Annotated in this window: 25 protein-coding genes; 14 read left to right on the top strand and 11 right to left on the bottom strand. The window is 69.8% G+C overall.

All coding sequences use genetic code 11. The features are described 5' to 3' along the window. Positions 1–21: 21 nt before the first annotated feature. Genes CAP_RS04890 through CAP_RS04905 form a run of 4 tightly spaced genes read left to right on the top strand, consistent with a single transcriptional unit; the run spans position 22 to position 3,570 of the window. Complete coding sequence (locus CAP_RS04890) at positions 22–1,203, top strand: ABC transporter permease (RefSeq protein WP_052374187.1); 1,182 nt, start codon at positions 22–24, stop codon at positions 1,201–1,203. Continuing rightward, the gene (locus tag CAP_RS04895; RefSeq protein ID WP_044236620.1) at positions 1,200–1,943 is read left to right on the top strand and encodes an ABC transporter ATP-binding protein; all 744 of its coding nucleotides are present in this window, start codon (positions 1,200–1,202) and stop codon (positions 1,941–1,943) included. Before CAP_RS04890 ends, CAP_RS04895 begins: the two co-directional genes overlap by 4 nt. Continuing rightward, positions 1,940–2,899, top strand: coding sequence for an MlaD family protein (locus CAP_RS04900; RefSeq protein WP_044236622.1), 960 nt, complete (start codon positions 1,940–1,942; stop codon positions 2,897–2,899). Before CAP_RS04895 ends, CAP_RS04900 begins: the two co-directional genes overlap by 4 nt. After that, positions 2,899–3,570 (top strand): ABC-type transport auxiliary lipoprotein family protein, encoded by a 672-nt coding sequence (locus CAP_RS04905; RefSeq protein WP_044236624.1) that lies wholly within the window; start codon positions 2,899–2,901, stop codon positions 3,568–3,570. The genes CAP_RS04900 and CAP_RS04905 overlap by 1 nt, the downstream gene beginning before the upstream one ends. Here the strand turns inward: CAP_RS04905 and CAP_RS04910 are convergent. Next, on the bottom strand, positions 3,521–4,549 hold the full coding sequence (locus tag CAP_RS04910) for a nucleotidyltransferase family protein (protein WP_231511089.1): 1,029 nt from the start codon (positions 4,547–4,549) through the stop codon (positions 3,521–3,523). The two genes, CAP_RS04905 and CAP_RS04910, sit on opposite strands and share 50 nt — an antisense overlap. Before the next feature lie 85 nt (positions 4,550–4,634). Between CAP_RS04910 and CAP_RS49890 the strand changes: the two genes are divergently transcribed. Genes CAP_RS49890 through gyrA form a run of 3 tightly spaced genes read left to right on the top strand, consistent with a single transcriptional unit; the run spans position 4,635 to position 9,173 of the window. Continuing rightward, positions 4,635–5,276 carry a hypothetical protein gene (locus tag CAP_RS49890; RefSeq protein ID WP_156040498.1) on the top strand — a complete coding sequence of 214 codons (642 nt, stop codon included), beginning with the start codon at positions 4,635–4,637 and terminating at the stop codon, positions 5,274–5,276. A gap of 57 nt (positions 5,277–5,333) precedes the next feature. Next, on the top strand, positions 5,334–6,530 hold the full coding sequence (locus CAP_RS04920; RefSeq protein WP_156040499.1) for a hypothetical protein: 1,197 nt from the start codon (positions 5,334–5,336) through the stop codon (positions 6,528–6,530). A gap of 45 nt (positions 6,531–6,575) precedes the next feature. Next, positions 6,576–9,173, top strand: coding sequence for a DNA gyrase subunit A (gyrA, locus tag CAP_RS04925; protein WP_044236628.1), 2,598 nt, complete (start codon positions 6,576–6,578; stop codon positions 9,171–9,173). A gap of 850 nt (positions 9,174–10,023) precedes the next feature. On the opposite strand, the gene CAP_RS04930 is transcribed toward gyrA, so the two are convergent. After that, positions 10,024–12,126, bottom strand: coding sequence for a hypothetical protein (locus CAP_RS04930; protein ID WP_197041009.1), 2,103 nt, complete (start codon positions 12,124–12,126; stop codon positions 10,024–10,026). 194 nt (positions 12,127–12,320) lie between these two features. On the opposite strand from CAP_RS04930, the gene CAP_RS51895 reads away from it, so the two are divergent. Then, a complete protein-coding gene (locus tag CAP_RS51895) occupies positions 12,321–12,725 on the top strand; it encodes a response regulator (RefSeq protein ID WP_052374189.1) in 405 nt (134 codons plus the stop codon). Positions 12,726–12,803: 78 nt separating this feature from the next. Here the strand turns inward: CAP_RS51895 and CAP_RS04940 are convergent, their stop codons facing one another. From CAP_RS04940 to CAP_RS47560, 3 genes are read right to left on the bottom strand one after another with little or no spacing between them, the layout of a single operon-like run. Further along, a complete protein-coding gene (locus CAP_RS04940) occupies positions 12,804–13,973 on the bottom strand; it encodes a saccharopine dehydrogenase family protein (RefSeq protein ID WP_044236634.1) in 1,170 nt (389 codons plus the stop codon). Next, positions 13,970–15,454 carry an amidase gene (locus CAP_RS04945; RefSeq protein WP_044236636.1) on the bottom strand — a complete coding sequence of 495 codons (1,485 nt, stop codon included), beginning with the start codon at positions 15,452–15,454 and terminating at the stop codon, positions 13,970–13,972. Before CAP_RS04945 ends, CAP_RS04940 begins: the two co-directional genes overlap by 4 nt. Continuing rightward, positions 15,447–15,899, bottom strand: coding sequence for a Smr/MutS family protein (locus CAP_RS47560; protein WP_197041010.1), 453 nt, complete (start codon positions 15,897–15,899; stop codon positions 15,447–15,449). Before CAP_RS47560 ends, CAP_RS04945 begins: the two co-directional genes overlap by 8 nt. A gap of 230 nt (positions 15,900–16,129) precedes the next feature. On the opposite strand from CAP_RS47560, the gene CAP_RS04955 reads away from it, so the two are divergent. Next, on the top strand, positions 16,130–16,621 hold the full coding sequence (locus CAP_RS04955) for a CBS domain-containing protein (protein WP_044236643.1): 492 nt from the start codon (positions 16,130–16,132) through the stop codon (positions 16,619–16,621). 142 nt (positions 16,622–16,763) lie between these two features. Further along, the gene (gene dusB / locus CAP_RS04960; RefSeq protein ID WP_044236645.1) at positions 16,764–17,750 is read left to right on the top strand and encodes a tRNA dihydrouridine synthase DusB; all 987 of its coding nucleotides are present in this window, start codon (positions 16,764–16,766) and stop codon (positions 17,748–17,750) included. A 304-nt stretch (positions 17,751–18,054) separates the two neighbouring features. Here the strand turns inward: dusB and CAP_RS04965 are convergent, their stop codons facing one another. The 5 genes from CAP_RS04965 to CAP_RS04985 all read right to left on the bottom strand — a co-directional run bounded on the left by CAP_RS04965 (position 18,055) and on the right by CAP_RS04985 (position 21,728). Further along, a complete protein-coding gene (locus CAP_RS04965; RefSeq protein ID WP_044236648.1) occupies positions 18,055–19,578 on the bottom strand; it encodes an HAD-IG family 5'-nucleotidase in 1,524 nt (507 codons plus the stop codon). A gap of 28 nt (positions 19,579–19,606) precedes the next feature. After that, on the bottom strand, positions 19,607–20,161 hold the full coding sequence (locus CAP_RS04970; protein WP_231511091.1) for an STAS domain-containing protein: 555 nt from the start codon (positions 20,159–20,161) through the stop codon (positions 19,607–19,609). 7 nt (positions 20,162–20,168) lie between these two features. Further along, positions 20,169–20,735, bottom strand: a complete 567-nt coding sequence (locus CAP_RS04975; protein ID WP_044236651.1) for a SpoIIE family protein phosphatase — start codon at positions 20,733–20,735, stop codon at positions 20,169–20,171. Further along, positions 20,732–21,361: an ATP-binding protein gene (locus CAP_RS04980; protein ID WP_044236654.1), complete on the bottom strand. Its 630-nt coding sequence runs from the start codon at positions 21,359–21,361 to the stop codon at positions 20,732–20,734. The genes CAP_RS04975 and CAP_RS04980 overlap by 4 nt, the downstream gene beginning before the upstream one ends. A 91-nt stretch (positions 21,362–21,452) precedes the next feature. Continuing rightward, positions 21,453–21,728 (bottom strand): hypothetical protein, encoded by a 276-nt coding sequence (locus tag CAP_RS04985; protein ID WP_044236656.1) that lies wholly within the window; start codon positions 21,726–21,728, stop codon positions 21,453–21,455. Between the two features lie 88 nt (positions 21,729–21,816). On the opposite strand from CAP_RS04985, the gene CAP_RS04990 reads away from it, so the two are divergent. From CAP_RS04990 to CAP_RS05005, 4 genes are all read left to right on the top strand, one after another. Then, positions 21,817–22,557: an NTP transferase domain-containing protein gene (locus CAP_RS04990; protein WP_044236658.1), complete on the top strand. Its 741-nt coding sequence runs from the start codon at positions 21,817–21,819 to the stop codon at positions 22,555–22,557. Continuing rightward, entirely contained in the window at positions 22,554–23,549 is a 996-nt protein-coding gene (locus CAP_RS04995) for a GHMP family kinase ATP-binding protein (protein WP_044236661.1), read from the top strand. The genes CAP_RS04990 and CAP_RS04995 overlap by 4 nt, the downstream gene beginning before the upstream one ends. Before the next feature lie 64 nt (positions 23,550–23,613). After that, complete coding sequence (locus tag CAP_RS05000) at positions 23,614–24,231, top strand: D-sedoheptulose-7-phosphate isomerase (protein ID WP_044236664.1); 618 nt, start codon at positions 23,614–23,616, stop codon at positions 24,229–24,231. Positions 24,232–24,242: 11 nt separating this feature from the next. Next, positions 24,243–24,878 (top strand): D-glycero-alpha-D-manno-heptose-1,7-bisphosphate 7-phosphatase, encoded by a 636-nt coding sequence (locus tag CAP_RS05005; RefSeq protein ID WP_044236667.1) that lies wholly within the window; start codon positions 24,243–24,245, stop codon positions 24,876–24,878. On the opposite strand, the gene CAP_RS05010 is transcribed toward CAP_RS05005, so the two are convergent. Continuing rightward, positions 24,853–26,175, bottom strand: coding sequence for a DUF4388 domain-containing protein (locus tag CAP_RS05010; RefSeq protein WP_044236670.1), 1,323 nt, complete (start codon positions 26,173–26,175; stop codon positions 24,853–24,855). The two genes, CAP_RS05005 and CAP_RS05010, sit on opposite strands and share 26 nt — an antisense overlap. Positions 26,176–26,280 lie beyond the last annotated feature (105 nt).

Raw genomic sequence — 26,280 nt, forward strand, 5'->3', positions numbered from 1 at the left:
TGCGCTCCTCGTTGACTTTCTATGCCCACGGCTCCTGCTGCCACTGACACGGATCCAGAGCGCCCGCGCGACGAGGGGGCAGGTTTCAGCGTCGACCTCGCGGAGGGGCGCGGGGCGCGGGCAGAGCTCGTGCTCTCGGGCGACATCCGGCTCCGCGACGCGGCGCCCTTCTGGAGCGCGCTGCGGGAGCAGCTCGCCAAGGCAGCCTCCGCGACCTCGCTCGACGTCGATCTCTCCCGGGTGCGCACCATGGAAGGCGGCGCCACAGCCCTCCTCGTCCACGCCATCGGCGAGCTGCGCGCGCGGGGCGTGGAGGGAGAGTTCCGGGGCGCGACCGGCCCGGTGGCCGACGTCCTCGGCCTCTATGCCCTGCCCGACAAGACCGACATGCGCTCCAAGCGCAAGCGGGAGGGGCTGCTCGAACAGATCGGGCGGGCGACGGTGGGCTTCTTTGGCGAGGTGAAGGAGGTGCTCGCCTTCGTCGGCGAACTCGTGGTCTCGGTCCTCGGCGTGATCCGGAACCCGAGCTCCATGAACTGGGGCGGTGTCGCGCCGATCATGGAGCGCTCCGGCGCCGACGCGCTGCCCATCGTCCTGCTCATCAATTTCCTCGTGGGCTTCGTCATGGGCTTCCAGGGCGCCGTCCAGCTCAAGCAGTTCGGCGCCAACATCTTCGTCGCCGACCTCGTGGGCCTCGCCGTGGCGCGCGAGTTCGGCCCCCTCATGGCGGCGATCATCGTCTGTGGCCGCTCCGGCGCGGCCTTCGCCGCCGAGATCGGCACCATGAAGGTCTCCGAGGAGATCGACGCCCTGCGCACCATGGGCTTCAGCCCCGTGCGCTACCTGGTGCTGCCGCGCATCCTCGGCCTGATGATGGTGATGCCCTTGCTCACCCTCATCGCCGACGGCATCGCCATCTTCGGCGGCCTCCTCGTCGGCGTCTTCAGCCTGGACCTCACCGTGGTCGGCTACCTCATCGAGACCCAGAAGGCGGTGACCGCGTGGGACGTGCTCTCCGGCGTGCTGAAGAGCGTGTTCTTCGCCAGCGCCATCGCCCTCGTCGCCTGCCAGCAGGGCCTCGCCACCTCGGGCGGCGCCGAGGGCGTCGGCCGCCGCACCACCTCGTCGGTGGTCGCGATCCTCTTCTCCCTGATCCTCATCGACGCGGCCTTCACCGTCGTCTTCTTCGCCCTCGGCCTATGAGCGAACCGCACATCACCGTCGAAGGACTGACCATGGGCTGGGGGGACACCATCCTCCAGAAGGACGCCTCCTTCAAAGTGATGCGCGGCGACGTCTTCGCCATCCTCGGCGGCAGCGGCTGCGGCAAATCGACCATGCTCCGCTACCTCATCGGCCTGGAGACCCCGATGGGCGGCCACATTCACATCGACGGCATCGGCGCGCCGCGCCTCGACATCGGCAAGCCGCCCTTCGGGGTGATGTTCCAGTCCGGCGCCCTGTTCGGGTCGATGACCGTCGGCGAGAACGTCGCCCTCCAGCTCCAGAAGTGGACCGACCTGCCGCCGGAAGCCATCGACGCCATCGTACGCGCCAAACTCCGCCTGGTCGGCCTCGGCGGCGTGAAGAACCACATGCCCTCGGAGATCTCCGGGGGCATGAAGAAGCGCGCCGCCATCGCCCGCGCCATGGCCCTCGAGCCGGACCTCATCTTCCTCGACGAGCCCTCCGCCGGCCTCGATCCGGTCAGCTCCTTCGAACTCGACGAGCTGATCCTCACCCTGAGCGGCGCGCTCGGGCTCACGGTGGTCATCGTGACCCACGAGCTGGAGAGCATCTTCAAGGTCGTGAAGACCTGCATCATGCTCGACAAGGAGAGCAAGAGCATCATCGCCCGGGGCGACCCGAGGAAGCTGCGCGACGAGAGCCGCGACCCCCGTGTGTATCGGTTCTTCAACCGCACGAATGAGGACCAGGTATGAGCGCGTCCACCAACCACTGGAAGATCGGTCTCTTCGTCCTGCTCGGCGTGGCCATCGCCATGGCGACGCTGGTGTTCCTGGGGGCGAAGTCGATGAAGACGTCGACGAGCACCTACATCACGTACTTCGACGAGTCGGTGCAGGGGCTGGAGATCAGCTCCCCCGTCAAGTTCCGCGGCGTCACCATCGGCACCGTGTCGGACATCGACGTCGCCTCCGACCAGCGCCACGTGGCGGTCGAGTACGAGCTCGGCCGTGACTTCCTGGAGCAGCTCGGCCTGCGCAAGAACACAGCCCCCGACGCGCCTGCTGATCCCTCGGTGGCCCGGCGCGTCCAGCTCGCCTCGGCGGGCGTCACCGGGGTCAAATTCCTGCAGATCGACTTCTTCCCGATCGAGCAGTACCCCGAGGCGCCGCTGCCCTTCCGGACGCCGCCCAACTACATCCCCGCGGCCCCCTCCGCCCTGAAGAACATCGAGGACTCGTTCATCAAGACGATGAACACCCTGCCCCAGCTCACCTCGCAGCTCGTCACCCTCATGGAGCGGGTGAACGGCATCGTGGCCGAGGTCGACGACACCCACGTCCCCCAGCGCGTCGGCAATACCCTGGAGAAGGTCGACACCCTGCTCGTCGCTGCGAACCAGAGCCTCAAGGACATGAACACCGGCAAGCTCGGCGAGGGCGCTGGCAGGACCATCGCCAACGTCTCCGCCGCGACCGCGCGCCTCGACCGCCTCCTCGCCCGCGTGGAGAAGGACGACATCGTGGGGAGCGTCAAGCGCACCACGGAGAACATCAGCACCGTCGCCGACAGCGCGACCCTGCCGGTCGAGGAGCTGAACCAGACCCTCCGCGCCGTGCAGGACGCGGCGAACTCGCTGCGTCAGTTCATGGACGCCCTGGAGCGCGACTCCGACATGCTCCTCAAGGGCCGGTCGAAAGGTGTAGAGTGATGCAGATCCCGAGAGCCCTGGGCGCCCTCTTCGCGGCAGCCCTGTCGCTGAACGCCTCCGCGTGCGCCTTGCTCACGAAGAGCGACCCCACCACGTTCCGCTACTACACCCCCGAGCGCCTCGCTCCCCCCGAGACCCCCGCCGAACTCGCGGCGCCGAAGCCGGACGCGGACCCGGCTTACAAGCTCCGCCTCCGCGCGGTGCGCGCCGCCGAGCACCTCAAGGAGCGCATCGTCTTCCGCGACTCCCCGGCTGAACTCGGCTTCCACGATGAGCTGCGCTGGGCCGAACTCCCCGAGGACTCCCTGCGCCGGATCCTCTCGGCGGCCCTCTTCGAGAACCGCAAGATCCAGCAGGTCATCGCGGGCGCCGCCGCCACCCTCGAGGTGGAGATGATCGCCCTGGAGGAGGTCCGCAAGCCGAGGCACGCGGGCCGGGTGCAGATCATGTTCCTCGTCCACGACGGCAACCTGGTGCGGTTCCGGGAAACGGTCACCGTGGAGCACCCGATCCCTGAAGACAAGGAAGACGAGCCCGAGGCCATCGTGGGCGCCATCAGCGACGCCCTCGCCACTGCCGTCGACCGCATCGTGACCCGCACCCTGACCGAACTCGGCTCGATCACCCCGACGCGCCCCTCCACCACGCCGGAGCCCCCTCCGTTGCCTTGAGCCCCCCGGCAGGGGCCGTCACCCCTCCGGCAGTCACCACGGCCCCTGAGAGCTCCCCCTCCACCACCACCTCGGCCCCGGGCCACACCACGCACCCCCGCAGCACGCCGCTCCCCCGCACCCGCGCGCCGGCCCCCACCACGCTCCCGATCACCGACACGCCTGCCTCAACCACGGCGCCCTCGCCCACGAAGGCGTCCTCCCCCCGCCCGCCCAGCCACCGCGCGTTCGCGTGCAGGTAGGTCCCGAGGGTCCCCACGTCGTCCCACGCAGCGGGTGCCGCGAACGTCGAGAGCGCCCTGCCCTCGCGCAGCCACGGCAGGTAGCCATCGCCCACCAGGCATCCCTGCGCGGGCAGGCGCCGCCGCAGCTCCGGCGCGATCACCTGCACCCCCACGAAATCGCCTCCGGCCACCTCCTCGCCGAACCGTTCTCCGCGGAGCCGCACCACCTCCCCACCCGCGCCCACGCCCACCGTGCCTGTCCCCCGCGCCCGCGGCGCCACACCGAGCGTGGCCCCGACCTTCTTGTCGCGCACCGCAGCCGCGTGGGTCGCGCCGAGCGTCGCCACGTCCAGATCGACGAGGATGTCGCCGTTCCACACCAGCACGTTCCCCGCGCCCAGCGCCTCCGCCGCGTTGGCGACCCCGCCCGCCGTGCCGAGGATTTCCACCTCGCGCAGGACCGTCACCGGCAGCGCCAGGGCCGAGAGCGCTGCCCCCCCGAAGTCCTCGGCCCGGTGGAAGGTGTTCATCACGACCCGCTGCACGCCGGCGCGCGCGAGCCGCTCCACGAGGTGGGCGAGGAGCGGCCGGTCGCCGATCCACACCAGCGGCTTCGGGCGCTCGTCCGTGAGGGGCCTGAGCCTCGTCCCGAAGCCCGCGGCGAGGATCATCGCGCCCGAGATCCCGCCCGGCGCGGCGCTCGAGGTGGCCGTCGCAACCCCGCCCGAACTCGCGCCTGCGTGCACGCCCCTCATCGAGCCCTACCGTAGCGCCAGGAGGCGCGGACGGACAAACCACTGAAAATTCGACGGCCTCAGGGGTGCGTGGTACCTCCCGGCCGTGCGCTGGCGCTGTCGTGATCTCGCTGTCCTCGCGGTCCTGGGCGCCTTTCCGGCGCTCGCGGCCAGCCTCGTGCCGGGGTGCGGTACGGATGCGGTGGGGGTCGATGCGTGCCGCCAGATCGAGGAGGCGCGCTGTCAGGCAGCCGCGGCCTGTGGCTACAGCGAAGCGCAGGTCGCCACGTGCCAGGAGTTTTACCGGGACCAGTGTCTCCGCGGCATCCAGAATGCCGAAGGAGGCGAGCCCCAGGAGAGCGCCGTCGAGGCATGCGTGGCTGCGGTGGGGGCCGTGCGCGCGTGTGCCGAAGGAGGCGCAGCGACACTCGGTGAGTGCGCCGACGTGGCGCTCGCAGAAGGCGCGGATCCCGGGACACCTCCCTGCATCGCCATCACCGAGGCCGTGCAGCTCCTCCAGGCCTGCACCTTCGTCGCGACGCCAGGGAGCGGCGCCGGTGGCGGAGGCGGCGCGGGCGGCACCGACGGCTCGGGAGGCAGCGCAGGTGGCGCTGGCGGTTCGGGAGGTGGCGCGGGTGGCGGTGCCACCACGACCAGCGCGGGCGGCGCAGGAGGGGCAGGTGGCGCGGGCGGCGCCAGCAATGCGGGTGGCGCGGGTGGCGCGGGCGGTTCTGGCGCTGGTTCCTGAGCCGCGCGGCCGCTGACTTTGCCAGCGCGATTTAGGGCGTCGGAGCCGGCGTTTCCGGTGGCATCGGCACTGCCCTTCGACTACTTCCCGAGCGCAATGGTCTGCGCGAGAGCTCTGACCTCCCTGGCCCGAGCCGCTGGGCTGGTCGCCCTGCCGGTGGTGCTCGGAGGATGTGACACGACCAGTGAACAGCTCGGCGTCGGCGAGACGGCGACTGCCATCGTGGTGTCGCCGCAGGCCTTCCTGGGCGCGATACCGTGCAGCGGGGTCCCCGGCGCGATGCAGAGCTACGTGGCGACGCTGATCGACCACACCGACCCGAGCCTTCCCTTCGTCCTCGCCTCGTCGAACCCCCTGCCCTGCTCGCAGCAAGCGCAGTTCCGGTTCGTCGTGCCCGGACATCTCTACACCGCGGAAATCGACGGCTACGAGCAGCCCGCCAGCGCCCTGGTTCCGAGAGGCGGTCACGGCTCCGGCAACCGGCGGATGAAGCTCGCCACGGGCGACCGCGAAGAGGACAACCTGCGGTGGCCGACCCTGGAGGACGCCTCTGCCCGGTGGAGCCTCGCCTGCAACGAGCGGACTGCCCAGGATGGGGCGTCGCTGACCATGAGCGGCTGCCAGCTCCTCGCGGATCAGGGCACCACGGCCATCACGGCGATCGAGCTGGATGTCGCAGCCACGCGCGGCGAGCTGCGCTGCACGGACGCGGATGGGACAGGCGACATCGACACCTTCGACGTGCTGCCGGAGGCACCAGGGCTTCCGGGAGTGGTCGGCATCGCCTGCGCGACCGCCACGCCAGTGCGCTTCGAGGACGACATCACCCCGGGCGCGGTCTACCCGTTCCGCATCGAGGCCAGGGGCCCCTCGGGCGTGTACGGCGCGAGCTGCCAGGCCATCGCCGCGGCCCAACGCACGGTGTTCGCCACCTGCGCGCCCCTCAGCGCCGGGGGCGCGCTCAGCTTCCCCGCGGACGAGATCCTCGCGGTCTCGGGCCTCACCTGCGGGGCCGACGGCTTCTTGAGCTACATCGTGGGTCTCACCTCGCTCGCGACGACCCCCACGGTCGATCCATTCGACTCCAACGCCGTCCCGTGCCGTGAGAGCGCCCGGTTCGCGCCCCTGCCCCCCGGCCCCTACGAGGGCGCCGTGTACAGGCCGGGCGCCTCCAGCGCCGAGGCGATCGCAGTCTGCCAGGGCGAGGTCATCCCTGGCGCGACCACGATCGCGACCTGCACGGCAGCCCCCTGAATCCCGTCCCAGTCGACGTCACCCGCACGAAGCATTCGCCGTTCTATGGAAGAGACCTCCAACATCCAGCAGAGAGTCCCGGTCAGCATCCAGGACGAGCTGCGCACCAGCTACCTCGATTACGCGATGAGCGTGATCATCGGCCGCGCCATCCCCGACGTGCGCGACGGCCTGAAGCCGGTGCACCGGCGCATCCTGTTCTCGATGCACGAGCAGCGCATCGGCCCCGGCGGCGCGCACAAGAAGTGCGCCCGCGTGGTCGGAGACGTGCTCGGCAAGTACCACCCGCACGGCGACATGGCCGTGTACGACGCGCTGGCCCGCATGGCGCAGCCGTTCAGCCTGCGCTACCCGCTCATCGACGGGCAGGGCAACTTCGGCTCCATCGACGGCGACTCGCCGGCGGCCATGCGCTACACCGAGTCGCGGCTCGCGCGCATGGCCGTCGAGCTGATCGCCGACATCGACAAGGAGACCGTCGACTTCTCGCCGAACTACGACGACTCCGAGCTCGAGCCGACGGTCCTGCCGGCGAAGTTCCCCCAGCTCCTCGTGAACGGCTCGGGCGGCATCGCCGTTGGCATGGCCACGAACATCCCGCCGCACAACCTCGGCGAGATCATCGACGCCACCATCGCCATCATCAAGAACTCCGAGATCACCCTGGCGGAGCTGATGTCCCTCGTCCCGGGCCCCGACTTCCCCACCGGGGGCCTGATCTACGGCAAGAGCGGGATCCTCCAAGCCTACACCACCGGCCGCGGCTCCATCACCATGCGGGCGCGGCACACCGTCGAGAAGACGCTGAAGGGCGACCGGGAGGCGATCATCGTCTCCGAGATCCCCTACCAGGTGAACAAGGCCCGCCTCGTCGCCAAGATCGCCGAGTGCATGAAGGAGAAGCGCGTCGAGGGCATCAGCGAGGTGCGCGACGAGAGCGACCGCGAGGGGATGCGCATCGTCATCGAGCTGAAGAAGGACGTGTTCCCGCAGGTGGTGATGAACCAGCTCTTCCGGCTCACGGACCTCCAGGCGACCTTCGGCGTGAACAACCTGTCCATCGTGCAGGGCAGGCCGGCCGTGCTCTCGCTGAAGGAGACCCTGGAGCACTTCATCGAGCACCGGCGCGAGGTGGTGACCCGGAGGAGCCGCTACGAGCTGCGGCAAGCCGAGGCCCAGCGCGAGCTGGTGGAGGGCCTCGGGATGGCCACCACCGACATCGACCGGGTGGTGGCGACCATCCGGGCCTCCGCCGACCCCGAGGAGGCGCGCGCCCGCCTCTGCAAGCTGCCCCTGCGCGGCCTCGGCGAGTTCCTGCGTCGCGCCGGCCGCCCCGAGCCGGAGTGCACCGAGGCCGACGCCGCGGGCGACTACTTCCTCTCCGAGCGCCAGTCCAAGGCCATCCTGGAGATGCGCCTGTCCCGCCTCACCGGCCTGGAGCGCGAAAAGCTCGCCAAGGAGTACGGCGAGCTCGCCCAGACCATCGAGCGCCTCAGGGCCATCCTCGGCGACGAGCACCTGCTGATGAACGTCATCGTGACGGAGCTCGAGGACATCAAGACCCGCTTCAACGACAAGCGCCGCACCGAGATCGTCGCCGCCGAGGCCGAGATCAACGTGGAAGACCTGATCCAGGAAGAGGACATGGTCGTCACGGTTTCCCGCGCCGGCTACGTGAAGCGGACCGCGGCGTCCGTCTACCGGGCGCAGAAGCGCGGAGGCAAGGGCTCTGTGGGCATGGAGGCCCGCGAGGAGGACTGGGTGAGCCAGGTCTTCGTCGCCTCCACCCACTCCCACGTGTTCTTCTTCAGCGACGCCGGCAAGGTCTTCGTCAAGAAGGTCTACGAGATCCCGCAGGCCGCGAGGAACGCGAAGGGTCGGGCCATCGTCAACTTCGTCGGCATGGATCCCGGCGAGAAGGTCGCCGCGGTGACCCCCGTCCCCCGCTTCGAGGAGGACCGCTACGTGGTCACCGTGACCGTGAAGGGTCAGATCAAGAAGACCGCGCTGAACGAGTACGAGAACTACCGCGAGAAGGGCATCATCGGCGTGCGCATCGAGGAAGGCGATCAGCTCCTCGTGGCAGCGCTGACCGACGGCGCGCAGGAGCTGGTGGTCGCGACGAGGAGCGGCATGAGCATCCGGTTCTCCGAGGACCAGGTGCGCGCCACCGGCCGCGCCACGATGGGCGTGAAGGCCATCGAGCTCGACGAGGGCGACGTGGTCATCGGCATGGGCGTGAGCGGCGACGGACGCGACCGCGTCCTCGCGGTGTGCGAGCGCGGCTACGGCAAGCAGACCGCCATCGACGAGTTCCGCAAGCAGAGCCGCGGCGGCAAGGGCGTGATCCTCATCGACGCCAGCGAGCGCAACGGCCCCGTGGTCGGCGTGGCCATGGTGCGCACGACCGACGAGGTGCTCCTCGTGACCGACCGCGGTCAGATGATCCGCACCAAGGTGAGCGAGATCCGCGAGACGAGCCGGAACGCACAGGGCGTGCGCCTGATGAACGTGGACGAAGGCGAGCGGGTGGTGGCCATCGAGGCCTTTGCTGCCGAATCGGAGCCGGCCGAAGGCGGCGAGGGCGGCGACGAACACCTTGGGTCGAACGGTCACGCAAGCGACCCGATCCCCGAGGCCTGACCGGCCCCTCCTGGGGCGGCGTTTCAGTCTCCTAGCTAGCTAGAACAGCGCTGCGGGGGGTCCCGACGCGCCCACGAGCGGCATGTCGGCCTCCCGGGACGGCGTCGCGGGCGGTGGTGCGGGGGGTGCGTCAGCGCGAGCGGGCGCCTGGGTCCTTCCGTGCGAAGTCGCGCCTGTTAGAAATCTCGATGTAAACTGGAAGGGAGAGGCAAGACCCTGAGCGGATGGTGACCGGGGGGCCGGCGCTCCAGCGCACGGGGCCCCCCCAGGCGCCCGCTCGCGCTGACGCACCCCCCGCACCACCGCCTTGGCCGCCGGCAGGAGGCCTCGCCTTGAGGGAGTGGTACTTCAAGGTCTTGCAGAGTGAACGTTGAGGTTCAGCTTCAAGGGTGACGCTTCCTGAGATCTCACATGAAGGGTGAGCAGGGTTCACGCCGTACGCATTCAGCTTGAAGTGCTCCTTGCGCCGACGTCCTGCTCCCCACCCCTCACTCCCCGTCCCCGAGCGCTTTCCCCGCTTCCCTCCCCCACCTCAGCCTCTCCATCCACCGGGCAGTCCTCCCCCTCCCCCACCCTTCTGCCCCCCCCTCCAGCGAGGTGGTGAGCCCCCTGCATAGAGGCGGAGCGGGAGGGAGGGTGTGCGCGGGAGGGAGCGGGTCTTGGGGGGGCCCCGCCGACCGAGCACCGGCCCTCAGCCATCCACCCCCTCCCAGTCTTGCCTCCCCCTCCCCCCGTGGCATCGAGCCTCCTACGAGGGGCGATTTCGGCGGGAGGACCCAAGCCCCGCCTCCCTCCCGCGCACACCCTCCCTCCCGCTCCGCCCCCCCCGCAGGATCACCCCCCGAGCCCCTCAACGCTCCGCAGGCGGCCTCCTCGCCTTCGGCTTCTCGTGCACCTTCGCCTCCGCCTTCTTCACCAGCCGCGCAGCCTTCTCCCCGGCCTGCTCCGTCTCCTTCACCACGCGCCCCACCTTCCCCGCAGCCGGCGCAGCCTTCCCATCGCGCTCCGGAACCTGCGCCTCTCGCACCGCCCACTCCCGCAGCGCCGCGAGCTGCTCCTTCAACCACCCCCGCCCTGCCAAGAGCTTCACGCTCGCCCCATCGGAGTCCAGGTGAATCCCCGCCGACACCGGCCCGCTCCTCACCAGGAAAGCCCCCCGCGTGTGCTCCCTCCGCCGCTCCAGCATACCCGTCACCTGCTGCGAGCCCGCCACCGCATCGAACCCCACCGCGAGCCGCGTCCCTTGCTTGTTCACGTTCATGTCGATCGCCACCTGCTTCGACGAGATCAGCGGCTCCGACCACCCGGGGATCGCGTCCAGACCCACCAGCGAGCCCACCAGCGGATCCAGGCTCTGCATCGTCACCCGCGCATCGCCCCTCACGTCCACGCTCCGGCCGACATGCATCCGCACCCCGTCGAAGCGCACCCGTGCCCACCAGTCGCGGAACGAGTCCTCGCCCTGCTGCACGAACACCTTTCCCATCCCCACGGTCCCGCGCAGCACCGCCGACTGTGACGCCAGATCGATCGCCGTCACGTCCACCTTGGCCCCGATGCTCGCTTGCAGCGCCACCGACGCGATGCCCGCCGAAGCCTTCCACACGTCGAGCTGGAGGGAGCCTTGACCCTGCTGACCTGCGCGGCCCGCGAGGTGGCCCCGCAGCAGCGCAGAACCGCCCGTGAGCCTCATGGTCTTCGGGGCCTCGGGGAGGAGCCGCCGCAGGTCTGACACCCGCGCCGACGGAAGCTCCACGTCGTAGACCTCCACCTTCCAGGGAGCCAGCACGTCTGCGGGCATCTCCACGGTCACCCGCGCATCGTCCACCATGGCCACGGGGACGCCTGCGGGCTTGGCCCAGTGCAGCGAGGCCTCGTCGAGGAATGCGGAGATCGTACTGCGGCCTCCATCTACCCGGAGCGTGGTCTCCACCGCCGCCGTCAGCCCGGCATCGATCGTGTCCACGTCGAGGCGCCGCGTCGCGTAGCGCGCCCGGCTTCCCTGGGTCAGCACCCCACGCTCGATGCCCGTGTCCACCTCCAGGGCGCCACTGCCGTCACGAAACTGCGGCGTATCGAGCCCCAGCACGTCCTGCACGAAGCGCATGCCGGGCACCTGTGCGTTCAGCGTGACGTGCGACGTCATGGCGTGAAGCATCTCGGGCAGGCCCCCCGTCTCCACGTTGAAGGGCTCGATCGATGCGAACAGCGACCCCTCCATCCCGTGCAGCACCTGGTGATCGGCGGTCTGCAGCTCCCCGAACACGATCTCCACCTGCGAAGGCGGCAGGCTGAAGGTCCGCAGTGGCTTGAAGTAGAAGGCGCTCTTTGCGCGCAGATCGCCCGTGAGCCGGAACGTCTCGATCCAGATCTCGTCGATCCCCGCGTCGATGTTCTCCAGATGTGCCGTCCACAGGTTGTAGTCCTGATCCGTGGGCACCAGCACGGGACCCACGAACGCGAGCGGCGGATCGGCGAAGCCCGCAATGGGGGGTAGGGCGCGCGCGTAGGGGCTATTCGCAGTCTCGTCGCTCACCCGGAACCGCATCCTGAAGACCGTCCCCTCGGCCTCCACGTGCGTGGCGTGGTAGCGCTGCTCGAACAGCTCGAGGAGCTCCACGCCAAGGGTCGCCTTCTCGATATCCATCGACCACTGGAGCACGGAGTCCTGCCCGGTGATCTTGAACTTCCGGACCTTCGCGTGGCCTGGCCAGTACGACCACGCGGCCTCGTAATCCATGGTGAAAGTCTCAGGATCCCAGCTCACCACCCGCTTCAACCCGAAGGCCAGGAAGAGATTGCCCAGGATCAGGTACAAACCCTCCAGCAGGCAGAGCGAGAGCACCAGGAGCTTCACTCCGTAGCCCGTGTATGACGCGAATGCCCGCAGCCCTGAAGGCGGCGGTGCTGCAGGAGAGGCTGCAGCTCCGTGAGCATCGTCGTGCGTGTTCACGCTGCACCTTGCCGATCCGGTGGACGGAGTTGGACGGAAGCCGGATGGGACGTGCGTCTAGGGCTGGCAGAAGCCATGCCAGTACGCGGTGGAACCGAACGACCAACTCGAAAACGTCGGAGAAGAAACGAGCGAGCACTTCCCGCCCAGGACAAGCACCGCCGCCGTCAGTGTGGTACGAAGAGAGAACCACCATGAACCGCGACCGCCGACGCACCAAGGTCCTCATCGTCGACGACAGCCAGATCATCCGGGAGGTGGTGCAGTTCATCCTGCAGGAGGAGGACTACGACGTCGTGGGCATCGACAGCCCGATCGCGTTCACGCGCACGCTGGTCCAGGAGAAGCCCGACGTGGTGCTCATGGACGTGAACATGCCCGCGCTCACCGGCGACAAGCTGGTGGAGATCACCCTGCGGAGCGGGCTTCACCGCTGCCCCATCGTCCTCTTCTCGGACCGCCCGGACACGGAGCTGGCGCGCCTCGTCGAGGAGTGCGGTGCCGCCGGGTACATCCGCAAGACGCAGGATCCATCGAACCTCAGCCTCAAGCTCCGGCGCTTCCTGCCCAGCCGCCACCCCACACCCGCATTGACGTAGGCCTGCGGCGAAGGCACGCGCCCCCGCCGCTCTGGCGCTCCAGCTCCCCGGCGCCCCAGCCCCTGGCGCCCCGGTGCATCAGCCTTCGAGGTGCTCGAACCGGATGCCGGCCTCCTGCAGCCGGTGGGTGAGCAGGTTGCCCATGGCGACGGCGGGGGTGAGGACACCGGTGGCCTCGGGGAGGCGGTCACGGTCGTGCGCGAGGCAGAGCGCAGCCTCCGAGATCATCTTCGCCGTCTCGGTGTAGCCAGGATCTCCGCCGCTCACGCGCGTCGTCACCTGCCGCGTCGCCGCCTTGCCGCGGAACGTCACCTGGAACCACGCCCGAGCGCGCACCTCCGCGCTGGGCCCCTCGCCGGAGGGGCGCACCTTCGACAGGAGCGCGCGCGCAGGGGGGATCTGCGCCGCCGCGGTGAGCACGCCGAGGCCCACAGTCCCCGCTACCAGCGTCAGCGTGGAGCGGACCGGCGCGTAGTGGCCGTAGCTGAAGTCGGGTCCGTACACCGGCAGCGCGCGTGCGCTGCGCAGCACGATGAGCGGATCGACGGTGGGCAGCGGCACGATCCAGGCGTGCTGCTCGCGGTCGTAGCGGACCTTCGCCTTGATGCCCTTCACCTTCCGGGCGCCGGGCTCGGAGGCGGCCTTCGGGGGCTTGCTGCGGGAGCGCTGCGCGCGCAGATCGCCCAGGGCGCCGAGAGCGGACTGCCAGGTGCCGCCCGAGAACATCCCCTTCGCACGGACGAAGGCTTCGAGCTGGATGGGCTCGCTGGAGGGGAGCCGCTCGACCGTGAACAGCGCGCCCAGATCGTGGGGGATGCTGTCGAAGCCGCAGCAGTTGACGATGCGCACGCCCTTGTCGCGGGCTGCCTCGTGGTAGCGCTCGACGCAGAGGCTCACGAAGTCAGGCTCGCCGGTGAGGTCCACGTAGTCCGTCCCCTCCGCGACGCAGGCTGCGACCAGGGGCTCGCCGTACTGCGCGTAGGGACCGACAGTGGTGATCACCACCTGGGCCTCGCGCGCCATGCGGGACAGAGACTCCGGCCTCGACACGTCGGCTTCGAGGGTGCCCACGTCTGCGGGGAGACCCAGCTCGGCGTGGACGCGGGCGAGCTTCTCCTCGCTGCGACCGGCGATGGCCCAGTGGAACGGCTCTGTGCTCACGCGGCGGGCGAGGTACTCGGCCACGAGGCGGCCGGTGAAGCCGGTGGCGCCGAAGACGACGAGATCGTAGGTGCGGGCACGGGTCATGGGCGATGCTGATACCACGGGCCCGAGAGCGAGGGGGGGATCCAGCCACCGAGCGCCGCTTCCAGGTGTCCCGCGACCGCGATGGACAGGTGATCGTGGGCGTGAGGCGCGACGACCTGCACGCCGAGCGGCAGCCCCTCGGTGCCGAGACCGAGCGGCACCTGCGTGACCGGCAGCTCCATCACGTTGAAGATGGCCGTGTAGGCCCAGCGGAGCGGCGCGTAGAGCGAGTGTCCGTGGCGCGGCGCGGGCACCGGGTGCGACGGGTAGAGGAGCACGCCGCTGTCGCCGAGCAGGCCCGCGATCTCGGCGCGCAGCTCCTCACCGAGCTTCGCGGCCTGGGTCATCCTCCCCGGCAAGAGCTTGCTCGCGTCTTCGAGGAAGGCGAGGGCGACCGCGGGGAGCGTGTGCGGGGAGCGGCCCAGAGCGAGGCGGACCATCTCGCGCCCCACGGAGATGCGGCGCCCTTCGCCGAGCAGCTCGGCAAATGAAGGCCCCCGCGTCCCGGACACCACGTTGCCCGCCGCGACCATGGCGCTCCAGATCTCCAGGGTGCGGGAGAGGTGGGTGAGGTTCGCGGGGCGCACGGTCGCACCGAGGCTCCCGAGGACCTCTGCGGCGCGGCGCTGGGCTGCGAGCAGCTCGGGGTGCACCGCGTGGAGGCCATCGCTCTCGACGGTGTGCACGGTGAGCGCGCGCAGATCGATGGCCCCCGGATCGCCGAGCGGGAAGGAGATGCAGGCGGGATCATCCGGGTGCGGACCCGCCAGGAGCGCGAGCAGAGGCATGAGGTCCTCGGCGCGGCGGGTGATGGGCCCGGTGGTGATGTACCGCAGCGTGCCCCCGGTGGGCCTCGGGAACTGGCCGGAACTCGGGACGAGGCCGCCGGTGGGTTTGTGGCCGAAGACGCCGTTGAAGAAGGCCGGCATGCGGATCGAACCGGCGATGTCGGATCCGAGCCCGACCGGCGCCCCCCCGGCGCCGACGATGGCGCCCTCGCCACCCGAGCTGCCGCCGACGGTGCGGCGCGGATCGTACGGGTTGTTGGAGCAGCCGTAGACGCGGTTGTTCGACTCCATCCACATGCACAGCTCGGGCGTGTTGGTGACCCCGAGGGGGATGAAGCCGGCGTTGCGCAGGCGGGTGACGGTGATCGCGTCCTCGCGCGCCCGCAGCGCCTTCCTGGCGAGGAGGCCTGCCGTGTTGGGCATGCCGGTGACCGCGAAGCTCTCCTTGATGGAGCACGGCACCCCGTGGAACGGCGGGAGCGACTCGGGCGGCTCCTGGCGGCGGCGGACATCGGCGGCGCGAGCCTCGGCGCGGGCAGTGTCGAAGCGCTCCGCGACCATGGCGTTGATCACCGGGTTGACGCGCTCGATGTGACGGATGTGTACGTCGACGATGTGCTCGGACGAGGTATCGCCGGCGCGAACGAGGGCTGCGAGGCGGGTGGCGGAGAGAAGCAGGAGGGGATCAAGCACGGTGGTCTCGGTGGTCTCCAGCAGGACGTGGTTTGAGCCAGGCCAGCGTCGCGCCCCAGCCGCCGCGGGTCGAGGGCGCGTCGCGAAACTCGATCACTGCCGGGTGTCTGGCAAGGACGCGGCGCACGACCTGCCGCTGCACGCCCTTGCCCCGGCCGTGAATGATGCGGACTTCCTCGAAGCCGCGCTGCCACGCTTCATGGAGGTACTCCTCGACCACGGAGGGGATGTCGCGCGGCGCGAAGGTGTGCAGGTCGATGGAGTCCTCGATGGGGAGGACGGTGATCTCATCGGGTGAAGGGAGGGGTTCCTCCGCTTCATCGGGCTCTCCCTCCTCTCCAACAGCCCCATCCTCGGCGCTTTTCCCCGCAGGTCGAGGAGGTGCCGCGCCCCGGTCGGCTGGCGCAGTCTCGGCGGAAAAGATCGAGCGAAGCCAGCGAAGCACAGCGCTCTATGTAACCGAGCTGAATGCAGGCGGACCAGCCTGACGGCATGCAAAGTGAGCATGGATGTGACGGCAGACTGAGCGCAACGCGCACGGTCGTTCCTGCGCCGGCGCGACGCGCAGGCAAACACACCGGCAAAGCAGGGCCTTCCAGGTGTGGGAGCACTTCTTGCTCCGCGTCATCCTTAGGGTTCTGCCCTTAACGCCTCACCACGCCCCTGGAGGACGCCATGAAGACGCTGCGCGTGCGAGACATCATGACCACCGACGTCCACACCCTGCCGGCGAACGCCTCCGTCATAGACGCGGTGCAGACCCTGGGCGACTGCGGGATCAGCGGCGCGCCGGTGCTCGACCGGGGCCGCATCGTGGGCGTCGTGTCGCGGAGCGACCTGGCCGGCGCCGACGGCGTCGAGGAGGTCGATCACAAGCCGCGCGTGGACACGGTGATGAGCCGGGTCGTCTACGCTGTGCGGCCCGGAGATCCTGTGATGTCGGCCGTCCGCCTGATGGTGGCGGAGAAGATTCACAGGGCCGTGGTGATCACAGAGGAAGGCGCGCTGGTCGGGATGCTCACGCCCATGGACGTGCTGCGGGCCCTGGCCGAAGGCGACCACGTGCAGGAGGGCGACTACGCGCTGGAGGCGCGGCGGGAGTTCCACCACGACCCGGAGATGGCGGTGGGATACGGCGAGCAGTGGGGCTCCGAGATGACCACCTGACGATCCTCTGGCCAGCTCTGCGGACCCGAGCGCCTGGTTCTTTGCCGGGCGCTGGTTCCTCACAGAGGGGCGGCCCCAAAGACCTGCGACGCCCCCGGGCGACGCTGTGGTAGGAAGCGTCGCTCCTTCCCCTAGGTCCGCCGTGCCCCTGACGACAGCCGAGATTCACGCCCTCTTCGCCGCTCACCCCGTCCTGCTCGCGCCCATGGAGGACGTGAGCGACGTCGTCTTCCGGCGGCTCTGCCGCTCGCTCGGGGCGAAGCTCTGTTACACGGAGTTCGTGAACGTCGAGGGCCTCTTGCGCGGGTGCAAGACGGCGCGGCGGAAGATGGTGCTGCCGGCCGACGACACGCCCACGGCCATCCAGATCTACGGCTCGGACCCGGAGCGCCTCGCAGAGGCGGCCGTGGTGGCCGAGGCAGCGCAGCCCTCGTTCATCGACATCAACTGCGGCTGCTGGGTGCCGAAGATCGCCGGCAGGGGCGCCGGTGCCGGGTGGCTCCGCGATCCAGCGGCGATGGTGGCGATGACCCGGATGGTGGTCGAGCGGGTGTCGATGCCCGTGACGGTGAAGACCCGCATCGGACTCGGCCCCGAATCGGAGATGCCGATCATCGACCTGGCTCGGCGCCTGGAGGACGCGGGCGTCGCCGCGCTGACCATCCACTGCCGGACGGCGAAGATGGGCCACAGCGGCGCCGCCGACTGGAGCTGGGCTGCGCGCGCGCAGGAGGTGGTGCGCATCCCGGTCATCGTGAATGGTGACATCAAGTCCGGCGAGGACGCGGCACGTGCCTTGCAAGAAACGGGCTGCGCGGCCGTGATGGTGGGCCGGATGGCGATCGACCACCCCTGGATCTTCCGCGAGGCCGAGGGGATCATCGCCCGCGGCGAGCTGCCGGTGCTGCCCACGGCCGAGGAGCGGCTCGACCTGTGCCGCCAGCACCTCACGGCGAACGTGGAGGCGCGCGGGGAATACGCGGGCGTGCGGGTGACGCGACGGCATCTGAGCGGCTACCTGCGCGGGCTGCCGGGGGCGTCGGCGCTGCGGCGGGAGCTTCTGTTCTGCGACTCCTTCGAGGGCTGCCTCGCCATCCTGGACGCCGCGGGCCAGCGGCTGGCGGCCTGACCAGGGCGCGTCCACGTGGACAGGCGTACCTGCAAGCCTTCGGTGCGCTCTGTCCAGTTGGACCAGACCTATCCGCAAGCCTTCGGTGCGCTCTGTCCAGTTGGACGACTCTGAATCGGCTCCTTCTGTCCAGGTGGACAGACTTACCCGCAAGCCTTCGGTGCGCTCTATCCACATGGAGGATGACCAAAAAAGGCTTGCCGCACCCTCTGTCCAAGTTCCGGCCCCTCGGCGCGGCGCGACAGCAACGTCCGTACACCCGTACCGGCGCTAGCCCTTTGGCGCGGCGGCGTAGCGGCGCCGGTCAGGCTTCTCGCGCAGGGCTCGCGGCGTCGTCTCCCACGGGTCCAGAAGCCTCGTCGGGGCGGCCGGGGGCGTTGTCCTCGGTGACAGGATCGTGGGGGAGGGTCCCCCGGTGCGAGCGGATGAGGAGGTTCGGGGTGGTCAGCAGGAAGTTCGAGACGCGCGAGGTGTAGATGTCGGCGGAGCGCTCGATCTGCCGCGCGAGGTGGCTCTTGTCGTTGCCTGCGCGCATGAGCAGGCCCCAGCGGGGGTTCGGGAACTCCCCGGAGGCCCTCGCGAGGGGGGCGATGCGGGCGTCGAGGGTGGACAGCTCGGCCCTCAGCTCGGCCATGCGGGCGGTGAGCTCCTCGTCGGGGAGGGTGACCGTGCCGTAGCCCGCGCGCCGCCGCTGCACGTCGAGCTTGAGCCGCGCGTAGCCGCGCTCGAGCCGCTCTTTCTCGGCCATCAGCGCGCCGAGGCGGGCCTCGTCGTGGCGTGCGCCGTCGATGGCGCGGATCTCCTCCTCCAGCTCGCGCAGGATGAGGGCGGTGCGCCACCGCAGCAGGCTCTTCGAGACGTGCACGTCGCCGTAGATGTGATCGCCGACGTAGAGGATCTCGTCGCCGCTCAGGCCGAGGTGGTGCTCGACGAGCCCGGCGTAGCCGCCGAAGTAGAAGCCCCCGGGCCGGATGCCCGACTGCGAGGGTCGGAGCAGCCCCTCCTCGGTGACCACCTCGAAGAGGGGGCTGCGCACGGAGAAGAAGTCCGGCTTGCGCGCGGCGACGATGACCACGTCGAAGAGATCGCGCCAGGTGACCCCCTCGGGCAGGAAACGGTCGAAGGCGTAGCGCATCATTGCGCGGGTGTAGCTCCACTCGGAGTTGGTGATGAGCAGGAGCCGCTTGCCGGCGTGCTTCTGGTCAAGCAGCGCGAGCGGGGTCTCCGGGTCGGGCTCGACGAAGCGGTCCGGGTCGGAGACGATCTCGTCCTTGAGCGCGCCTTCCATGTGCGCAGCGTCGAGCTGGAGCTTCATCAGACGGTAGAGGTCCGCGTAGCGGAGCGCGCCGGGGAGCTTCTTGCCGTCGAGCAGCTCCACGAGGTGCGCGTACATGCAGCCCTCGGAGAGCGAGAACAGGGTGTTGAGGAAGACCCAGCGCGGCTCGGCGAGATCGACGATGATCCGGTTGTAGATCTGCCGCTGCTCCTCGAAGTCGAGGGGGCGGGTGCCGTGGAACGCGCGCTTGACGTAGCCGAAGCGGTTGACCTTGAGCAGGTTGCCGAGCTGGGTGTCGAGGATGAGGCCGCGGATGACCAGCTCCGCATCGAAGGCGAGCTCGCCGACGGGCCACCCCTGACGGAGCAGGTGCTGCTGCAGGTACTCGAAGGCCCGCCGCTCCCAGGTCTCCACCCTGTAGTGGATCAGGGTGTAGTCCATGTCGTACCCGATCGCCTTGATCGAGCGGAGGTTCAGGGTGCGGTTGCAGTAGATCCCGCGCGCACGCGGCGGCGGGGCGAACAGGTTGTCGGGGTTCACCGTCGCGCTCATGCGAGAAGGGGGGACGTGCGGGGTGGGATCAGGAGCCGCGGCCGCGCGTGCGTGCAGGCACCGAGGTCGGCGGGAGGCGCGGCGGAGAGGTGCTCTGGCGGCCCTGACCGCCGAGGGCCCTGCCCGGGAAGCCCGCGGGAGCAGCCGCGCGGGGACGTGCCCCCTGGGCCTCCTCCTGCGGCTCGTCGTGGCCTTCGTCCTCCACCTCGCTGTCCTCGGCGCGCCACACCTCGAGGCCAAGCATGGTGAGTGCCTGCTCCAGGGTGAGCGCGGTGCGGACCGCAGCGAGCTCCACGCCCATGGCCTGGAGGGTCATGGCGATCTCGGGGCTCAGGCCGGAGAGGATGGTGGGGGTGCCCATCAATCTCGCGGCAGCCGCGAGGTTGGTGAGCACGGCGCAGAGGTGGCTGTCCATGATCCAGACCCCGGTGAGATCGATCACCAGCCCCTTGGCGCCGCTCTCGTGTATCGCGCGCAGCACATCGGTGTTGAGCTGCTCGGCGAGGTCGTCGGTCACGTCCCCCTGGAGCGGGACCAGGATGCGGTCCCACAGGTTGATGATCGGCAGGCGCTTCAGCTCCATGGCGTCTCTACAGTTCGATGTCGGCGACCATGACGGTCGCGTCGTCGTGCGGGCGGCGGTACTTGCTCATCAGCGTGCGGCATGCGTCGTGTGCGTTCTGACCGCGAAGGAGCGAGGGCTCGATGCGCGGCGAGACGCCGTCGGAGAGGAGGATCAGCCGGTCGCCGGGGACCAGCTTGACCTCGAAGATGCGGGTGCGTCGGAGCGAGGCCCCAAGGATGCCGGGGCTGGGGACCCAGGGGATGCGGGTGCCGAGGCTGAGCAGCTCCACGTTGCCGACGCTGCAGCCTTCGAGCTGTCCATCCCTGCACACACAGACCATGGCCGCGGCGCCCCGAGTACCGCGCAGCCTGGTGTGAAGAAGATCGATGAGCTCGCCGACGCCGGGGTTGCCCGAGGTCTCCTTCAGCGCGTCGAGCGCTACGGCCGAGGTCTCGGCCGCGCGATCGCCGTGCCCGAGCGCGTCAATCACGGCGAACAGGCTCGATCTGTCGAGGTGACGGACGAACACCGCGTCGCCCGAGAGCTGCTCCCCGTCCTTGGGGACGATGACATGGGACTCCGAGACTTTCACAGGTGCACCTCGATCTCGATGCGGGTGCCCTGAGGACCGGAGTCGATGTGGAAGCGATCGGCGAGGCGCTTGACCCCGAGCAAGCCGCGGCCGAGGCCGGTCTTGCTCCGGTAGCGCCCCGCCAGCACCTCGGCGAGGTTCGAGATGCCCGCGCCCTGGTCGGTGGCGATCACGATGAAGCGCTCCGGGGGATCCCGGCGCAGGATCATCTCGATGCTCCCACCAGGCGTGTAGTGGACGATGTTGCGCGCGAGCTCGCTGATGGCCGTCGCGACCTTGTGGGACACGAAGCTTCGCGCGCCCGCGCCGTCGCACACGTCCTTGGCCGTGACCCGGGCGGTGCTGATGTCCGCCTCGTGCCGGATGGGCAGCACCTTCGAGTGGAAGGAGAGCCGATCACCGCCGAGCGCGGTGAGATCGGCCTTGAGGCGCGGGAGCCGCGAGGGCTCCACGTAGAGGCGAGCCCGTCGCTCGATGCTCGGGAGGATCGCCCCGAGGTCGTCGAGCGTGAAGCGACCGGGGTCGATCTCGGCCTCGCGCAGGGCCCGGGTGAGCAGCCCCTCCGCGTTCATCGTAGAAAGGTAGCCGAGCAGCACCTTCCTGATCTGGTCGTATGCGGGGGTCATCAGGGAGCAGCGAGGCGGTCAGGTTACTGGCACGTCTTCCACGCGTCGAGGTCACGCGCCTTTTTCTTTACTCCTGCCGCGACGGGTTTGCTCATGCCGCGACTGTCGAGGCCGCCCCCGACGCGCGTCGGAGAGGCAGGAGTTCGCTCTTCGCGAAGGAGGCGCCCAGGGCGTAGCCCCGCAGGGTGAGCCTCATGTGGAGGGCGTCCACGTAGCCCTCACGGTGAAGCGCGGTGATGACGCGACGGATGTCGACCCGCCGCACCTGGAGGGTGTCGGTCAGGGTCTGCAGGTTCACGAGCGCACCTTCCGACTGGAGGTCGAACAGCGCGCGAAGCACGTGAGGAGCGAGCGCCTTGGTTTCCATGGTTGCGAGCCTACTGGCCGTCTGAACGGCCGTACAGTTTGTGGCGACGATTTTTCCGGGCTGCTTCTCCCATGGTAGGGGACGGCCCGTGCCCTCCACTGCCCTGCCCCCTCAGGCCGCGATCCTCGCCGGGGGGCTCGGCACCCGGATGCACCCCCGCACCGCGTCGATCCCAAAATTTCTGCTCGGGGTGGCGGGGCGGCCGTTCGGCGCCTGGCTCCTCGACAGGCTCGCGGCGGCAGGGTTCGGGGAGGCGCTGATCTGCATCGGTCACCTGGGAAGTGCCGTCCAGGAGGCCATGGGCGATCGGTGGGGGTCGCTGCGGCTGAGGTACGCCGACGAGGGGCCATCCCTCCTGGGGACTGCGGGCGCGCTGCGCCGGGCCCTTCCCCACCTTTCCCCCACCTTCCTGGTGACGTACGGCGACTCGTACCTGCCCTTCGACTACCTGGCGCCACTGCGGGATCTGGAGGCGCACCCGGAGGCGCTCGGCACCATGGCCGTGTACCGGAACCAGGATCGGCTGGATGCCTCGAACACCGCGATCCAGGGAGCGCTGGTGGCGCGTTACCGGAAGCGGAAGCTGGGTGACCCCGTGGATCCCGGACTGGACCACATCGACTACGGGGCGATGGCGCTGCGGAGGGAGGTGATCGCCGCACTTCCAGAGGGAGCCGTGGTGGGGCTGGAGGTGGTGCAGGCAGACCTCGCGGCCCGCGGGTGTCTGCGCGCACTGCCGGTGATGGAGAGGTTCCACGAGGTGGGATCGGAGGCAGGCTTGCGCGATCTGGAGGCGCTCCTGTCGGGGAGCGCTGGAGAACCGTCATGATCGTCTCGCGCGCACCGGTGCGCTTCTCGCTGGGAGGTGGCGGCACGGATCTGCCGTCGTACTCGGACCGCTTCGGCGGTTACCTGGTCTCGGCAGCCATCGACAAGTATATCTACGTCACCGCGAACAAGCGGTTCCACCGCGACATCCGGCTCGCGTACTCGAACACGGAGATCGTGCCCGCCGTCGAGCGGATCGAGCACCCCATCTTCCGGGAGGCGCTGCGGATGCTCGGGATCGAGCACTCCATCGAGCTGACCAGCGTCGCGGATCTGCCGGCGAACTCGGGGCTGGGGTCGTCGAGTTCGTTCACAGTGGCGCTCCTGAACGCGCTCCACACGTACAAGCGGGACTTCGTGTCGTCGGAGCAGCTCGCGCGGGAGGCATACGAGATCGAGATGGGGCGGCTCGGAGAGCCCGTGGGCAAGCAGGATCAGTACATCGCGGCCTACGGGAACATCACCGCGTTCACGTTCGCGGAGGACGGGTCGGTACACGTGGAGCCGGTGCCGATCCGGGACGAGGTGATGGAGGAGCTGGAGTCGAACCTGCTCATCGTGTGGAGCGGAATCGAGCGGCCAGCGCGGGTGGTGCTGGGGGAGCAGCGGGAGCGGATCACCCAGCTTGAGCCGGAGGTGCTCGAGCGGATGCACCGCATCAAGGAGCTCGGCCACGAGGTTTACCGGCTGCTGGTGCGCGGATCCATCGACGAGTACGGGTCGCTCCTGCACCACCACTGGACGCAGAAGCGGCGGCTGGCGTCGAAGATGACGGACGCGGTGATCGACGAGCACTACGAAGCCGCGCGCACGGCAGGGGCGCTCGGGGGGAAGCTGATGGGGGCCGGGGGCGGCGGGTTCTTCATGTTCTACGTGCGGCCGGCCGACCGGCGCCGGGTCGTGGAGACAATGCTGGGCCGGGGGCTGCGGATCCTGCGGTTCCGCTTCGACGTCGATGGGGCCCGCATCGTGGCGAACCTGCACCGCTCCTGAGCGACCGCGGCAGGAGGGCCCGCGGATCTGGGCAAGGGGCGCTCGGGCCGGCTATAGATCGGCGATGTCGCGCAACGAAGCGTTCGTCGATCAGTACCTGCGGGAGACGGCAGAGATCGCGCTGGCCACGCGCCGCGAGGATCTCGCGGCGGTGATCGAGGTGCTCTTCGAGGCATACCGGCAGGACCGGACCATCTACACGTGTGGCAACGGGGGGTCGGCGGCCAACGCGAGCCACCTGGCCTGCGACATCTCGAAGTTCACGTGGGTGGAGGGGAAGCGGCGCTTCAAGTGCACGTCGCTGTGCGACAACGCGGCGCTGATCAGCGCGCTCACGAACGACGTGGGGTTCAACCGGATCTTCCTGGAGCAACTCGACGGGCGGATGGTGGCGGGAGACGTGCTGGTCTGCCTGAGCGTGCACGGGGGATCCGGCGCGGCCAAGGCAGGGCCGTGGTCGCAGAACCTGGTGGCCGCCGCGGACTGCGCGAAGCGAGCGGGTGGGAAGGTGGTGGCACTCGTGGGCTACGACGGTGGGGCGCTGCGGACGATGGCGGACGCGAGCGTGATCGTGCCGCGGACGACGCAGGGCACGACGTCGACGCCGCACGTGGAGGGGTTCCACGAGGTATACCACCACCTGATCTGCGAGCGGCTGCGGCAGCTCGTGGCCGAGTCCTGAGCCGCCGGCACATGTCGGGGCGGCCGGGGGTGATCCTCGATCGGGACGGGACGATCATCGACGTGGTACGCGACGCGGAGCTGGGGGTGGTGACGACGGCGTTCCACCCGGACCAGATCCGGTTCCTGCCAGGCGCGGTGGAGGGGATGCGGCACCTCGCAGAGGCAGGGTTCACACTGGCGATCGCCACGAATCAGCCCGGCGTTGCGAAGGGTCAGATCCCGTGGAGCGCGCTCGAGAGGACCCACGCGGCGCTGCTCAGGCGGCTCCAGGAGGCCGGGGTGCCTGTCGCGGCGATCGAGGTGTGCCCGCATCATCCGGAGGGAGGGCCTGGCGGGGATCCGGCCCTGGTCCAGGTGTGCGGATGCCGGAAGCCGGCGCCGGGGATGCTGACGAAGCTGGCCGAAGCGCTGGATCTGGAGGTGGCCGCGACGTGGGTGATCGGCGACACGCCGAGCGACGTGGAAGCGGCACGGGCAGCAGGGATGCGGGGGGCGATGGTCTTCGATCCGCGCCGCTGCGAGCTGTGTCCGCTGCGGGAGGGGCCTGGAGGGATGGGAGCGCGCGCGCGGCCGGAGATTGCAGGGCCGCGGATCGACAGCGTGGCCGAGGCGATCCTCGCTACTTGGGCGCGAGCTGCCCGATGAGGGGGCCGACGCGGCGGGAGAGGGGCGCGTCGCGGCCGATGCTGGGGACGCCGCTGTGCTCCACGGGGGGTAGCTCGCTGCGGCGCTGGGTGAGGCCGTCGGCGCCGAGGCGGAGGAGTGGCTCGGCGACGAACATGGCGAACGAGGCGTACTCGTAGAGCCACTGGGCGAGCATGGTCTCGGCCTGCTCGGGGCCGGCGAGGACGATGGCGTTGGCGATGGTGGGCTCGGGAAGGACGGTGCCCTCCTCGGAGGGGCCGGCCCTGCGGAAGAGGGCGTCGTAGACGCCGGCACCGCTGGAGAACGCGGCGAGCTGCCAGCGCACCTCGTCGCCGTGCCCGGCCTCGTCGACCTCGGCGAGAATGGCGCGAACGGCGTCGTTGAAGAGGGTGACGATGGCGGTGGGTCCGGTCGGGCGGGGGGCGTGCACCGCCACGAGCCCGGCTTGAATGAGCTGGAAGACGGCGCGCGTCGCGTCGAACTCGCCCTGGCCGGTGGCGCGGGCCAGCTCGGCGATGGGGAGGTGGCCGTCAATGGCGTCCCACATCTTGCGCAGTTCGTTGGTGGGTGGAGCGCGCCCGGGGAGCCGCTCGGGGACATGCATGCTGGAGGGGATGCGCTCGCGGAAGTAGCGGGCCTCGTCCATGCGCCGCACCGCTTCCATGAGCAGGCCGCTGACGGTGAGGTTCTGGCGGCTGGCGATCTGCTCCTCGTCGAAGCGTTCCAGGAAGTAGAAGACGCCGTCTCCGGCGAGCATGACATGGTGGGCGATCTCCTCGGCCTGCCGGGCGAGGAGCTGGTAGAGGCGCGCGCGATCGAGGAATCCGAGGCGGACGGCGACCTCGCCGAAGCGCTGGTCGGGTCCGAGCGCCGCGAGCGTGGCGTCGATCTGCTCGCGGCCGAGGGCGCCGTAGCGGTAGAGCACCTCGCCGATGCGGTCGGTCTCCACGCTGGAGCGCGCGCCAACGACCGTGCCGGCCTTGAAGAAGAGGGAGCGGCTGCTCGTGAGGTCGAGCGCAACGAGCTCGCCTTCCCAGCCGGCTTGCCCGACGAGCGAGATGATGTCGCAGAGTGCGCCGGGCTTGGTGATCTCGCCGGCCAGACGGACGACGGCCCCGTCCTCGGCGTCGCGCTGGCCGTCCTCGCCCACGAAGCGCATGAAGACGACGTGCTGGGGGGCTGGCAGCAGCCGGAAGGCACCTCGCCTGGCACGGAGCCATCGGCTTGCGTTCTTGCCGACCGGGTGTGCGGTCCCGGTCGCGTCGATGCGTACCAGGTCCTGGAGCTCGGCGCTCATCGCTAGGTACTTGCTATAGCAGCATCCGCGCGCGCACGTCGGGCCTCGTGCTAGCGTGCCGGCGTGGCTGCCTCGATCCCTGGGGATTCCTCGCCGGATGCGGCG

The sequence above is a fragment of the Chondromyces apiculatus DSM 436 genome (genome assembly GCF_000601485.1).
Taxonomy (GTDB): Bacteria; Myxococcota_A; Polyangia; order Polyangiales; family Polyangiaceae; genus Chondromyces; species Chondromyces apiculatus.